We start from the raw sequence: 11,853 nt of genomic DNA on the forward strand, positions 1-11,853 counted from the left end.
TTCTGTTGGTGATGTGCTGTTACTGACTGCCAGTGGTGTTCCGGCCGTGGGGTGCCGCGGAGGACCCGCGGGTAATAAGTCGTGGGGCGGGAAGGACGACGTCCTCGCCGTCGTGGGTGCCTTCGAGCTGGTTGAGCAGGACCTGGGCTGCGGCGCTCCCCCAGCGCAGCGGGTCACTGCCAATACTGCTCAGGGCCGGGGTGAGGTACTGGGCGTACTCGGTGTTGTCGTAGCCGGTAACCGAGAGGTCATGGGGGATGCGCAGTCCCTGCTGTTGGGCGTAAGCCTGGCCTGCGGTGGCCATGATGTCATTTGCGTACACGATGGCGGTCGGTGGATTTGCCCGTCCCAGCAGGTCGGCGGTCGCGGCCACCCCCTGGACGGCGCCGAAGTCGGCCTCGACGAAAAGGTCGGTTGCCAGACCGTTCAGTTCGAGGGTGTTTGCCCAGGCGTTCCGGCGGCTGAGGCCGTGGATGTAGTGCTGGCTTCCGCCCACATGGGCGATCCGGGTGTGGCCCAGGTCGATGAGGTGCTGGACGGCCTCGCTGATGCCCTCGGTGTCATCCATGCAGACCGCGGGAAAGGGTGAGGGTGTTTCCGGCCGGTTCAGCGTGACGGCCGCGAGCCCCAGCTCCAGGAGCAGGGCGATCCGGGAATCGTTGGTGCGCATGTCGCTGAGGATGACCCCGTCCACGCGGCCCTCGTGGGCCAGCCTGCGGTAGCTGGACTCCTCGGAGCCGGTCTTGGTGGCGACGGTCAGCACCAGGGAGTAGCCGCGGTCGGCCAGCGTGGTTTCGATACCGGCGATGAACGAGGGAAAGAACGGGTCGCTTCCCAGAAGCCGGGGGTCCCGGGCAACGACCAGGCCCAGCGCATAGGCCTTCGAGGAGGACAACGACCTGGCACGGAGGCTGGGTGTCCAGCCGAGGGCTGCCGCGGTGCTGAGGATGCGCCTGCGGGTGTCCTCGCTGACCCCCGCCTGGCCGTTGAGTGCATAGGACACTGCCCCTTTGCTCACGCCAGCGGCACGCGCTACGTCGCTGATCGTTACCCGCATCGCTGTCGACTTCCTCGTCTAGGTGGTCCGGGGTAACGAGGTGCTGAAGCACGCCGTACAGTGATTCATATCACTTAACCGGTTAAGTAGCCTTAACTAAACCGGTTCAGTTGCCGATAGTCAAGGACGTCTTCGGGATGTGGGGGAATTCGCGCCGGTGGTGCAGCAGTCTTTCTGCGTCGCCGGGGCGAATATATGCCGCAGGCTGCGGTAGAAAACAAACAGGTTAATTCAGCGCCAACGAAGGCGTAGTACAAGGAGATCCGATGAAGTCGTTTGCATGTGGTGATGTGGTTCCCGGTTGCGACGCCCGCTGGGTGTGCAGCACCGAGGACGAAATCCTGGTCCAGGTGGGAGCGCATGCCGCTGCCGCCCACGGGTTGACCACCATCCCGGACGAGCTGGTCCAGTCGGTCCGCGGTGCCATCCAGCCGGTGAGTTGAGCTCCACCGCCGACCCCTCCCAGTCCGGTGCCCTGGCGGCGCCGGACTGGGACTCGTTGCTGGCGGCCGCCTGCCGGGGAGAAGGTCTGGCCACCGCCTACCAGCCGATCGTCGATACATCCCGGGGCACCGTCGTCGGGTACGAGGCGCTCGCACGCTTCCCCGGATTCGCTGAACGGAACCCGGAGGCCTGGTTTGCAGCTGCACGCCGCCATGGCAGGAGCGCGGACCTGGAGTCAGCCACCCTCAAGGTGGCCCTGCGGGAGCGGGCCAGCCTGCCTCCCAACTGCTTTCTGACCCTCAACGTCTCCCCCGAGCTGTTGACCACCGAGGAGATCCGCAGCGTCTGGCGCCAGGAGGGCAACCTCGGTGGCCTGATCGTCGAACTCACCGAGCAGACTCCCATCGACTCCTACCTTGAGCTGGAACCGGATCTGCACCAGCTGCGGTCAGCGGGCGCCCTGATCGCGGTCGACGATGCGGGTGCAGGCTATGCGGGCCTGCGCCACCTGCTGCAGCTGCGCCCCTCGATGATCAAGATTGACCGCGAACTGATCCTCGACGTCGACCGCGATGAGGCAAAACGTGCACTGATCGAGATGCTCGGCATTTTCGCTGGCCGGGTCGACGCCTGGATCCTCGCCGAAGGTGTGGAGCGGGTCGAGGAGCTCGACACCCTGGTCAGTCTCGGCGTTCCCCTGGTCCAGGGGTACCTCCTGGCCCGGCCCGGGCCGCCGTGGGCAGGGGTGGAACTTGAGGTGGCGCACCGCCTCGCCGCCCGGCAGGCAAGCGTCGAGCGCACGGTCCTGCGCGACGTCGTCGAGCACGCGCCCGCCGTCCTGTCCCTGACCCAGGCAGTGGACGCTTTCACTCGCGACCCCGGGCTGGGATCGGTGGTGCTGATCGACGCCGACCTGCGGCCGGTCTCACTGGTGACGCCCGACGCCGCTGCCCTCGGCGTGGTGAGCCAGGGGATGCGCGCCAACCTTGACACTCCGCTCGGGGACGCCCTCGACCGCTCGATGACCCGTGAGCCCTCCTACCGGTTCGACCCACTGCTGGTGACCGACAACGCCGGACGGTTTGCCGGGATCGCCCGACTGGAACGGATGATCACCGCGCTGACCGCGCCGGTGCCGGTTCCCTAGCTATCTGGGTACACCTAGCTGCCGGCGCCGAGTAACCCGTCGGGTTCGGAGATGAAGCCCTGCTCCACCATGAAGTCAAAGGCAACGTCCGCTGGCTCCTCGCCTTCGACATCGACGCGCCGGTTCATTGCCCGCAACGCCTCATCGGTCAGGGTGGGTGCGATTGCCCCGAAAACCTCCTCCAGTGCAGGGTATGCCTGCAGGGTCTCGGAGAAGAAGACCGGCGCCGCGTTATAGGCGGGGAAGAAGCCCAGGTCGTCCTCCAGGATGGTCAGGTCCAGAGCGTCGATCCGGCCGTCAGTCGAGAACACCTCACCAAAGTTGCAGTCGCCGTTATCGGTCGCCGTGTAGACGGCGCCGGTGTCGAAGATACTGATGTTGTCATCGGGGACCCCCTCGGATGCGCCGCGCTCCATCCCGTAGTGGGCCAGCATCGGGTTCATGCCGTCCGGCCGGGAGTTGAACTCGGCCTCCACGCAGAACGTCCGCTCCTCCACCGGCAGCTTTGCGATCTCGGAGATGGTACTGATCCCACCCAACTCCTCGACTGCCTCACTCCGCACCGCTATCGCATACGTGTTGTTCAGAGGCGCCGAATCCCCCCAGGTGAGACCGTTCTCCAGGTCCGCCTCGTAGACGGCCGCGAACTGCTCCTCCTGGTTCGGGAACCCCTCGGACATGCCGAGATAGGTGAGCCAGGCCGTGCCGGTGTACTCCCAGGTGACATCCGCCTGTCCGGCGAGCAGCAGCTCCCGGACGGGCTGGCTGCCGGGCACATTGGTGAGGTCAGTGACGTCAAACCCAGCTGCCTGTCCGGCAAGGACCGAGATCTTGCCGAGAATCAGCTGCTCGGTGAAGTTCTTCGACGTGACGGTCAGCGGCTCGCCGTCCACAATCTCTTCAATGCTGCCGGGTCCCGCGACGGGAACGTAGGAGGTGGCGGGCTGCAGACCGCAGCCCGAGGCCAGCAACCCGGCCGACAGGATCGCAGCGGCGCCGCCGAGACGACGGGTCAGGGTGCGGGTCGCCGTAGCGGGTATTGCCGCGGCGGTGGGGGTAGTGGTGAAACGCATCAGAGTCCTTTCGGGCGGGCGACGTGTTCAACGACGCGCCCAATCCAGTCGACCAGGAGGGCGAGCAGGGCCACGAGGACCGAGCCGACCACCAGGACGCTGACAAGGTTGAGGTTGACTCCGGTAATGATCAGAATGCCCAGGCCACCGCCATTGATGAATGCTGCGAGCGCTGCGGTGCCGACGAGGAGGACCAGCGCGGTGCGGATCCCCGCGAGCATCACCGGGACCGCCAGGGGAAGTTCCACCCTGAACAGCACGGCTAGGGCACTCATGCCCATGCCCCGCCCTGCTTCGACCAGCCGTTCGTCCACCTGGTTGATGCCCACCATGGTGTTGCGCAGGACCGGCAGCAGCGCGTAGAGCACCAGTGCGGTGATCGCCGCGTTGAAGCCGAACCCCTGCCAGGAGGCGAGGAGCACGATCAGGCCGATCGCGGGAGCTGCCTGGCCCACGTTGACGACGGCGAGCACCGGTCCGGTCAGCCGCCGGAATGGACCGCGGGTCAGCACGATCCCCAGCGGAATCGCGATCAGCAGCACGATCACTGCCGATACCGCCGTCAGGGCGAGGTGTTCGAGGGTGTAACCGAGGAGGGAATCGGGGTTCAGGGTGTTGAGCTCGGTCTCCGACAGGTCTGCCGTCAGCGCCCAGGCCACCAGGGCAGCGAGGGCCAGCAGGATTCCAGCCAGCTGGTAGATCAGCGGGCGCCAGGAGGGTCCGGCTACATCCGATTGGGCGGCGAGTGCCTGGGGAGTCTGGGCGGGCGCGGCAGCGCTCACTGCCCGTTTCCTTCGGTGACTGCCTGCAGGGTTCCGGTGTTGACTCCCACCGGACGTCCGGAGGAGTGCGCCGACCGGGCGTGCGTGTGGGCGCGTCCGATCGCATCCATCACCGTCTCGACGTCGATCACGCCCAGGAAGGCGTCCCGCTTCCCCGTGACGAGGGCAGCGCCGGCGCTGGAGACCAGCATGGTGTCCAGCGCGTCATTGAGGGTCGCGCGGTCGCCGACCACCGGGAGTTTGGCGTCACGGTCGTCGGTAACCCGGTCCAGCCGGGTGAGCTGGCGGCGGGTGAGCCACTGGATGGGGCGGTTCTTCCCGTCGACGATCACTGCGTGGTCGTGCTGGGCCTGGTCGAGCCGGGAGAGGACATCGCTGGCAAGGTCGCCGCTGCTGGCCACCACGGCGTCGGCCAGGTCCACCTCGTTGACCCGGGTCAGGGTGAGCTGCTTCAGGCCGGCACCGGAACCGATAAAGTTTTCGACAAACTCGTTCGCTGGGTTCGCGAGGATCCTTTCGGGGGTGTCGTACTGCACCAGCTGGGCTCCGTCGGTGAAGATGGCAATCCAGTCGCCGAGCTTCACTGCCTCGTCGAAGTCGTGGGTCACGCAGACGATCGTTTTCTGCAGTTCGGCCTGGATGTTCAGCAGCTCATCCTGGAGCCGCTGACGGGTGATCGGGTCCACGGCGCCGAACGGCTCATCCATCAACAGGACCGGGGGGTCCGCTGCGAGCGCGCGGGCCACCCCCACCCGCTGCTGCTGCCCACCGGAGAGTTCCTTGGGGAAACGGTCCCGGTACTGGGCAGCGTCCAGGGACACCAGCTCCAGCAGCTCATCGACCCGGGCGGCGATCCTGTCCTTGCTCCAGCCGAGCATCTTCGGCACGATCCCAATGTTCGCTGAGACAGTCATGTGGGGGAACAGGCCACCAGCCTGGATGACATAGCCGATCCGGCGTCGCAGGCTGTCCCCGTTGATGTCGGTGACGTCGTCGTCGTCCAGGACGATCCGTCCCTCAGTCGGCTCGATGAGCCGGTTGATCATTTTGAGGGTGGTGGTTTTGCCGCAGCCCGAGGGGCCAACCAGCATGACAATCTTACCGGCGGGAATTTCCAGGGTGAGACCGTCCACCGCCGGGCTGTCCTGCCCCGGGTAGCGTTTGGTGACCTTGTCCAACAGGATGCTGGCCCCGGTAATGGCGTTCCCGGGCGTCCCGGAGTTGTCGGTTGCTGTGGATTGGATCTCAGACACGGATACCTCGCGGGGTGGTTAGTCGGCCGAGGCCGATGAGCAGAACGTCGAGTATTAGGGCAAGAATGATGACGGCGATGACGCCGGTGGCAACGGACTCCAGGGCGTTGGCGCCGCCCAGGCGGGACAGCCCGGAGAAGATGAAGCCTCCCAGCCCGGGGCCCAGTGCATAGGCGGTGATCGCGGCGATGCCCATCACCATCTGCGCCGAAACGCGGATCCCGGCGAGGATCACCGGCCAGGCCAGCGGCAGCTCCACCTGCAGGAGCGTGCGGAAGCGGCTCATGCCGATCCCCCTGGCGGATTCCACCACGCCGTGGTCAATGCCGGTCAGGCCGACAACCGCGTTCCGAAGGATCGGGAGCGCTGCGAAGAACGACACCACGATCACGGCGGGCGTGACACCGAACCCAAACGGAGCGATCATGAGCCCAATGAAGGCGAAGGACGGGATGGTCAGGCCGACGGCGGAGACGCTATTGGCGAGCGACCTGAAGAGGTTGCTGCGGTACACGAGCGCCGCGAGTCCCACCGCAATAACGGTTCCGAGGATCAGGCATTGGACCACCAGGGAAAAGTGCTGCCAGCTAGCAAACAGGATTTGAGGCAGCCGGTCTCCAAAGAAATCCAACAAATCAATACCCTCTTCACCTTGGTTACGTATCAGCCCGCAGGCACATTTTCAGTAGTTTCGAGGCGCATTGAATTGGCCTTCCGTCCACACTAGGCACAGCAATGTAAAGGAACCATCACGCCATGGTCACGGTTTGCCGTCGATGTCAGTGTGAGGCACATCACCTTGAGGTGACCGTGACCTTTGCCCCGGACGGAGCGTCTTACCTGCAGGAGCGCCTCTTTTGGGCGCCCCCGCATCACCGATTTATCCACCGACTTCAGCATCAAGGAGCATCACGATGAGCACCCAGCCACAGGACAAAAAGCCGACCACGACGGGCTCCACCCCTCAGGCGCTCGCCAACCGCCAGCCCGCTACTGCGGCAGCCACGGCACCCCATGGGAAACGTCAGCACGACGGCGGGCGCGGCGCGACGGCCATCGCTGACAACGTGGTGGCGAAGATCGCCGGCATTGCTATCCGCGACATCCCCGGCGTCCATGCACTCGGCGGGGGAGCTGCGCGCGCGCTCGGTTCGATCCGCGGCGCTGTCGGCCAGAAGGAAGACCACACCCAGGGCATCAGTGTCGAGGTCGGCCAGACCCAGGTGGCAGTCGATGTCACCCTCGTCGTCGAGTACCCGCACCCGCTGAAGGAGGTGGCGGATCAGGTCCGCGACGCCATCTACTCTGCCGTGGAGGACCTCGTCGGCATGGAGGTCACCGAGGTGAACGTGACCATCAGTGACATCCACGTCCCCGGTGATGACACCCGCGACGGCAACGCCGAGTCCGCCCCGACCGAATCCCGCGTCTCGTGAGCCCCACGACAGCCGGTATCGCCACCGGAGCCACCCTGGCCTTCGCTGCACTGATCTTCGGTTTTTGGGGTTTCGTGCTGGTCGCCGTGTTCATGGTGATCGGTGCCGTTGCCGGTCGCACCGCCGAAGGTAAGCTTGACCCAGGCTCAGTCCTGGATGCCCTGCGGGGCCGGCGTTCGGCGTCGTGACCGCTACCAACCGGAGCGCCGCTCCGGGACGCACCGGGCACACCCGGATCACCAAGTCGGCACTGACCCACACCGCCGAGGCCGTGGCAGCAGCCACCTTCGGCGTCCCCCGGAGTGAGGTGCGGGTCGTGCTGGCCGACGACGACGGCGCCCTCGGCATCACGGTCTCGGTCCCCCTTCCCGCGCCCATCCTCCTGCAGGCGGCACAGGATCCCTCAGCGGTGGAACACGGCGGCGGAACGGTGTTTGACCGAGCGGACCGCGCCCGGAACGGAATCCGTGAAACAGCCCAGCAGGTCACCGGGTCCCAGGTGGGCCGGATCAATATCCGGCTGACCGGGATCCGGCCTCCCGCGGAAAGGAAACTGGCATGAGCGAAACACTTCACACCCGCCGGCTTCTCCGCCGCGAAACGCATTCCTCACGTGCCGTCGCGTCGGTGAGTGCCGCCGTCGTCCTGCTGGCCGGGTTGGCGTGGCTGGGCACCGAGGCCGTTCTCTCAGTGGTGAACCAGCCACCACTGATCATCAGTCCACCCGCCCTGCTCAACTGGGCGGCAGGCCTCCCCAGCACCGTCCTCCCCTGGGGGCTGACCCTCGCCGGTCTGGGTCTGGCACTGGTGGGACTGATGTTTCTGCTGGTCGCCCTGACACCGGGCACCCGAGACCTCCATGTGGTGGGCCGGGACCGGACGGCCGTGGTGGTCGATTCGGAAGTCATCGCGGCTGCCGTGTCCCGCCGAACCCGCCAGGAGGCGGGGCTGGACCCGGACCAGGTGTCCACCCGGGTGGACCGGCGCCGCATCACCGTCGACGTCCGCCCGACCAGTGGGTCTCCTCTTGACGAAACGCTCATCCGCGCGGCAGTCGAGGACGAACTCTCCGGGTACAGGATCCGTCCTGAACCAGGCGTTAGGATCAACCTCAGGCATGAAGGAGCACTAGGCATATGAGTTCCACCCATCGCTGGCTCAACCGGACCCTTCTGGTCCTGCTGGGGCTGGTACTTCTCGCCGTCGGCGCGCTCACCGCTGCTGCCGGCCTGCTCCCCGAGGTAGCCGGTACCTGGACCTCCGTGGGCACAGCCGCTGTGGAGGGCCTCCCCGGCATTCTGGCGGCCGCTCCCCTGAACACCGAGACCAGCTGGTGGACCGTCGCCGCGCTGGCCCTGGTGCTGGCGTGCGCTGCCCTGCTGTTCGGGTGGATTGCCTCGCAGGGCGGCGGGCGCACCCGCACTCTGGCGCAGCAGGACACCGGCGCGGGTACCACCACCGTCGAGACCTCCCTCGTGGAGGACGCTCTCCGTTCGAGCCTCGAGGGGAACGGGCAGATCCTGTCCGTCGGAGTGACCTCCTGGCGGGTACGTCGGCAGACCGGCCTTCGCGTCCGGGTCCAGCCGCGCCGCGGGGCGTCTCCCGCAGCCGTGGTCGCCGCGGCCGAGGAGGCGATCAGCGGTCTGGACACCCTGCTTGGCGTGCGCCACCCCATCCTCGTCAGCGTCCACGCGGGGGCCCGGGCGCGCCTCACCCGCACGCGGAGAGTCGATTGACGGCCCCGGCCCGCCCCCGTCTGAACCTCAACGATGCCCATGACTCGTTCCTGGTGGAGCGCGCGGCGGACGGCGACGTCGCCTCCTTCGAGGCCATTGCACGCCGGTACGGGCCGCTGATGCGCGGCTACGCCCGGCGACTCACCGGTTCGGCGGCGGACGCCGACGACGCCGTGCAGGAGACCCTGCTCCAGGCCTGGAACCAGCTCGGCGACCTGCAGGATGGCGCCGCCGTCAAGCCGTGGCTCATGCGCATCTGCGGCCGGAAAAGCATTGACCTGATCAGGAAACGCCGGCCGGTGGACGACCTTGACGACGTCGAACCACCCGATCCGGCACCCGGTCCGGAGCGGGCCGTCGAACAGGGCTCTCAGATGCAGTCCCTGGTGGCAGCACTCCGGAAGCTTCCGGACGAGCAGCGCCAGTGTTGGGTGCTCAAGGAGATGGGCGGGCAATCCTACGAGGACATCGCCGAAACGCTGGAGATCAGCACCGACAGCGTTCGCGGCAGGCTATCGAGAGCACGAACCACCCTGATGAAGGAAATGGAGGACTGGCGATGAGCAACGACATCCCTGATCCCGGTTGCGGCCACAGCCTCGACGAGCTTGAAGAGTACCTGCGGACCGGTCAGTCGACAGCAGAGCAGCACTACGAACGCTGCCCCGAATGTCAGGCAGGGTTGGCTGGGCTGCGTGCGCTGCACCGGCTGACCGGCGAACTCGCGGCGGCCGATACCGAACAGGCAGGGTCGGCTGACGAGCCCTGGCTGCAGTCAATTCTGGGCAACCTGCGGCTGGAGATGCGGTCCGGTCGGAGTATTCCGCTGTCGGGCGAGGACCCGGAGGACTCCTTCGCTCAGACCGAGGGCAGCCTCGTCGCGTTGATCCGCTCGACCGGCGACGACGTCGCCGGTGCCACGATCGGCAAATGCCGCCTGCACGGGAACATCACCGAGCCGGGCGGCGAGGTCCGGATCGAGGTAAACGTGACTGCATTCTTCGGCTACCCGCTCCCGGCCATGGTCGAGTCCCTCCGGACACGGATCGCCGACACGGTGAGAACCCAGACGGAGCTGAACCTGACCGACGTCGACGTATCGGTGACCGACGTTCACGAGCGCGTGGGTGGGGACCCGAGAGGAGAGGTGAATGAGTAAGGACCAACTGGCACTCCGGGTCGAGGAGATCATCACCGGGGTCGAAGGAGTGGCTGGCCTGTACCCGGCACGTTCGGCGATCCTGGCGGGGATTGCCAGAACCTTAGGCGCCGATGAAACTCTGGTGGACGTTGACGTTTCCGGCTCCCGGCTGGCGGTCAGGGCCCGGATCGCCGCACTCACTGACACGGCGGCGCCGCGACTGGTCCGTGAGGTGGCCGCAGCCATCCGGGCCGGACTGGCCCGGGAACCGGATACCAGCTCCCTGCAGGTGACCGTGGAGATCACGGTCTGTGGGTTCGCGGACACGCAGTTCTCCTAGTTTCCGCGTCCGGTCAGCCAGAAACGGCCCCGCAGCCCAGACCCGCCGCTTGCAACCGGCGGGTCTGGGCCCCGGGGCCGTTTTTCGTCCTGTGCGGGCGGGTTAACCGCCGAAGAGTGGTGCGACCGCCCCGACAAGCTGGTTGATGCCGAGCACAATGAACAGCAGCGCGACAACCGCCAGGGCGATATTCGTGTGGAGTTTGTTCGCATACTTCCTTGGGATCCGCTTACCGTTCAGCAGGCCCAAAAGAGTGACAGCGAGGAATGGCATGAACAGTGATCCGAGGACACCGTACGCGAGGATCAGTCCGATCGGCTGGCCCAGGGCGAACAGGATCATCGGCGGGAAGGTCAGCCACAGGACGTAGAACCTGAAGTACTTGCCGCCCACCCGGGTGTCCGGGTGGCCGGATTCCTTGCCGCGGATGTTGCCCCAGAAGTCGGCGAACATCAGGGAGACACCGTTCCAGACGCCGATGATCGAGGAGAAGGAGGCGGCCCAGAAGCCGACCAGGAACCCGATCCCGACGACGTCGCCGTACTCATCGCGGAGCACGGTGGACAGGTCGAGCAGCCCTTCGTCACCGGCGCTCAGGCTGACCCCGGCGGAGCGGACCACTTCGGCGCCGACGATGAGCATCGCGATGACGAAGATGCCGGTCATCACGTATGCCATCGAGTTGTCGATGCGCATCACCTTCATCCACTTGGGCGTGTACCAGCCCTTTTCGCGCAACCAGTAGCCGTAGGCGGCGAGCGTGATGGTGCCGCCAACACCGCCGGCGAGCGCCAGCGTGTACAGCAGGCCACCCTCGGGGATGATCGGCACCAGTCCGGTGACCATTTCCGGAAGGTTCGGCGCCGCGATGATGGCCAGGCCCACCACGGTGATGAACATGATGCCGACCAGGGCGGCGGTGATCTTCTCGAAGGTGGCGTAGCGGCCGAACCAGACCATCACGAAGCCGGCGAGGCCCATTACGATGGCCCACGCCCAGAGCGGGAAGATCGGGAACAGCGCGGCGAGGGGCAGCGCGGCGCTCGACATCGCCGTCGCACCGTAGACGAAGCCCCAGATCATGATGTACGGCCCGAAGTACCAGGTGGTCCATTTGCCCAGGGACCGCCAGCCCTCGAAGATCGTGTAGCCGGTGGCCAGGGTAAACCGCCCGGCACCCTCGACGAGGATGATCTTCAGGAAGACACCGAGGATGACAGCCCAGAGGAGGCCGTACCCGTACCGGGAACCGGCCACCAGGGTGGCCACCATATCGGCGGCGCCGACACCGGTGGCGGCCACCACCAGACCTGGTCCGACGATCTTCCATTTGGCGGGCTTGCCGCCGTCGTCGTCCACGCGGTCGGCGTGGTTCAGTTTCTCGGCAGGCACGTGGCCCGACTTCTCTGGGGGCATCTCGCCGGGCATCAAAGATCCTTCAGGT

The 11,853-nt window shown here is 66.4% G+C and carries 16 protein-coding genes; 10 read left to right on the forward strand and 6 right to left on the reverse strand.

Features of this window, described 5'->3' with window-relative positions; translation table 11 throughout:
• Positions 1-19: 19 nt before the first annotated feature.
• On the reverse strand, positions 20-1,057 hold the full coding sequence (locus HMI57_RS08340; protein ID WP_171585495.1) for a LacI family DNA-binding transcriptional regulator: 1,038 nt from the start codon (positions 1,055-1,057) through the stop codon (positions 20-22).
• Positions 1,058-1,323: 266 nt separating this feature from the next.
• Here HMI57_RS08340 and HMI57_RS08345 point away from each other — a divergent pair, with 266 nt between their 5' ends.
• Both HMI57_RS08345 and HMI57_RS08350 read left to right on the forward strand, forming a co-directional pair.
• Entirely contained in the window at positions 1,324-1,500 is a 177-nt protein-coding gene (locus HMI57_RS08345; protein WP_171585496.1) for a DUF1059 domain-containing protein, read from the forward strand.
• Positions 1,497-2,648 (forward strand): EAL domain-containing protein, encoded by a 1,152-nt coding sequence (locus HMI57_RS08350; protein ID WP_228721004.1) that lies wholly within the window; start codon positions 1,497-1,499, stop codon positions 2,646-2,648. The genes HMI57_RS08345 and HMI57_RS08350 overlap by 4 nt, the downstream gene beginning before the upstream one ends.
• A gap of 14 nt (positions 2,649-2,662) precedes the next feature.
• Here the strand turns inward: HMI57_RS08350 and HMI57_RS08355 are convergent, their stop codons facing one another.
• From HMI57_RS08355 to HMI57_RS08370, 4 genes are read right to left on the reverse strand one after another with little or no spacing between them, the layout of a single operon-like run.
• Positions 2,663-3,721 carry a glycine betaine ABC transporter substrate-binding protein gene (locus HMI57_RS08355; RefSeq protein WP_171585497.1) on the reverse strand — a complete coding sequence of 353 codons (1,059 nt, stop codon included), beginning with the start codon at positions 3,719-3,721 and terminating at the stop codon, positions 2,663-2,665.
• The gene (locus HMI57_RS08360) at positions 3,721-4,503 is read right to left on the reverse strand and encodes an ABC transporter permease subunit (protein ID WP_171585498.1); all 783 of its coding nucleotides are present in this window, start codon (positions 4,501-4,503) and stop codon (positions 3,721-3,723) included. Before HMI57_RS08360 ends, HMI57_RS08355 begins: the two co-directional genes overlap by 1 nt.
• Positions 4,500-5,756: an ABC transporter ATP-binding protein gene (locus HMI57_RS08365; RefSeq protein ID WP_346655168.1), complete on the reverse strand. Its 1,257-nt coding sequence runs from the start codon at positions 5,754-5,756 to the stop codon at positions 4,500-4,502. The genes HMI57_RS08360 and HMI57_RS08365 overlap by 4 nt, the downstream gene beginning before the upstream one ends.
• On the reverse strand, positions 5,749-6,390 hold the full coding sequence (locus HMI57_RS08370; protein ID WP_171585499.1) for an ABC transporter permease: 642 nt from the start codon (positions 6,388-6,390) through the stop codon (positions 5,749-5,751). The genes HMI57_RS08365 and HMI57_RS08370 overlap by 8 nt, the downstream gene beginning before the upstream one ends.
• Before the next feature lie 280 nt (positions 6,391-6,670).
• Here HMI57_RS08370 and HMI57_RS08375 point away from each other — a divergent pair, with 280 nt between their 5' ends.
• The 8 genes from HMI57_RS08375 to HMI57_RS08410 are packed head-to-tail and all read left to right on the forward strand — an operon-like array spanning position 6,671 to position 10,409.
• Complete coding sequence (locus HMI57_RS08375; protein ID WP_171585500.1) at positions 6,671-7,192, forward strand: Asp23/Gls24 family envelope stress response protein; 522 nt, start codon at positions 6,671-6,673, stop codon at positions 7,190-7,192.
• Positions 7,189-7,380, forward strand: coding sequence for a DUF2273 domain-containing protein (locus HMI57_RS08380; protein WP_171585501.1), 192 nt, complete (start codon positions 7,189-7,191; stop codon positions 7,378-7,380). Before HMI57_RS08375 ends, HMI57_RS08380 begins: the two co-directional genes overlap by 4 nt.
• A complete protein-coding gene (locus HMI57_RS08385; protein ID WP_171585502.1) occupies positions 7,377-7,754 on the forward strand; it encodes a hypothetical protein in 378 nt (125 codons plus the stop codon). Before HMI57_RS08380 ends, HMI57_RS08385 begins: the two co-directional genes overlap by 4 nt.
• Positions 7,751-8,332: a DUF6286 domain-containing protein gene (locus tag HMI57_RS08390; RefSeq protein WP_171585503.1), complete on the forward strand. Its 582-nt coding sequence runs from the start codon at positions 7,751-7,753 to the stop codon at positions 8,330-8,332. The genes HMI57_RS08385 and HMI57_RS08390 overlap by 4 nt, the downstream gene beginning before the upstream one ends.
• The gene (locus HMI57_RS08395; RefSeq protein WP_171585504.1) at positions 8,329-8,928 is read left to right on the forward strand and encodes a hypothetical protein; all 600 of its coding nucleotides are present in this window, start codon (positions 8,329-8,331) and stop codon (positions 8,926-8,928) included. Before HMI57_RS08390 ends, HMI57_RS08395 begins: the two co-directional genes overlap by 4 nt.
• A complete protein-coding gene (locus HMI57_RS08400) occupies positions 8,925-9,491 on the forward strand; it encodes a sigma-70 family RNA polymerase sigma factor (protein ID WP_171585505.1) in 567 nt (188 codons plus the stop codon). The genes HMI57_RS08395 and HMI57_RS08400 overlap by 4 nt, the downstream gene beginning before the upstream one ends.
• Positions 9,488-10,087 carry an Asp23/Gls24 family envelope stress response protein gene (locus tag HMI57_RS08405; RefSeq protein WP_171585506.1) on the forward strand — a complete coding sequence of 200 codons (600 nt, stop codon included), beginning with the start codon at positions 9,488-9,490 and terminating at the stop codon, positions 10,085-10,087. Before HMI57_RS08400 ends, HMI57_RS08405 begins: the two co-directional genes overlap by 4 nt.
• Complete coding sequence (locus HMI57_RS08410) at positions 10,080-10,409, forward strand: hypothetical protein (protein WP_171585507.1); 330 nt, start codon at positions 10,080-10,082, stop codon at positions 10,407-10,409. Before HMI57_RS08405 ends, HMI57_RS08410 begins: the two co-directional genes overlap by 8 nt.
• Positions 10,410-10,511: 102 nt before the next feature.
• Here HMI57_RS08410 and HMI57_RS08415 read toward each other — a convergent pair whose 3' ends face one another.
• Entirely contained in the window at positions 10,512-11,825 is a 1,314-nt protein-coding gene (locus HMI57_RS08415; protein WP_171585671.1) for an Nramp family divalent metal transporter, read from the reverse strand.
• Between the last annotated feature and the right edge of the window lie 28 nt (positions 11,826-11,853).

This window comes from Arthrobacter sp. 260, from assembly GCF_013116745.1.
GTDB lineage: Bacteria > Actinomycetota > Actinomycetes > Actinomycetales > Micrococcaceae > Arthrobacter_D.

Excerpts from the sequence above, each read along its gene's own strand:
- HMI57_RS08355 (WP_171585497.1), bottom strand. The coding sequence starts at position 3,721 with ATGCGTTTCACCACTACCCCCACCGCCGCGGCAATACCCGCTACGGCG.
- HMI57_RS08405 (WP_171585506.1), top strand. The coding sequence starts at position 9,488 with ATGAGCAACGACATCCCTGATCCCGGTTGCGGCCACAGCCTCGACGAG.
- HMI57_RS08340 (WP_171585495.1), bottom strand. The coding sequence starts at position 1,057 with ATGCGGGTAACGATCAGCGACGTAGCGCGTGCCGCTGGCGTGAGCAAA.
- HMI57_RS08410 (WP_171585507.1), top strand. The coding sequence starts at position 10,080 with ATGAGTAAGGACCAACTGGCACTCCGGGTCGAGGAGATCATCACCGGG.
- HMI57_RS08415 (WP_171585671.1), bottom strand. The coding sequence starts at position 11,825 with ATGCCCCCAGAGAAGTCGGGCCACGTGCCTGCCGAGAAACTGAACCAC.
- HMI57_RS08395 (WP_171585504.1), top strand. The coding sequence starts at position 8,329 with ATGAGTTCCACCCATCGCTGGCTCAACCGGACCCTTCTGGTCCTGCTG.
- HMI57_RS08345 (WP_171585496.1), top strand. The coding sequence starts at position 1,324 with ATGAAGTCGTTTGCATGTGGTGATGTGGTTCCCGGTTGCGACGCCCGC.
- HMI57_RS08390 (WP_171585503.1), top strand. The coding sequence starts at position 7,751 with ATGAGCGAAACACTTCACACCCGCCGGCTTCTCCGCCGCGAAACGCAT.
- HMI57_RS08375 (WP_171585500.1), top strand. The coding sequence starts at position 6,671 with ATGAGCACCCAGCCACAGGACAAAAAGCCGACCACGACGGGCTCCACC.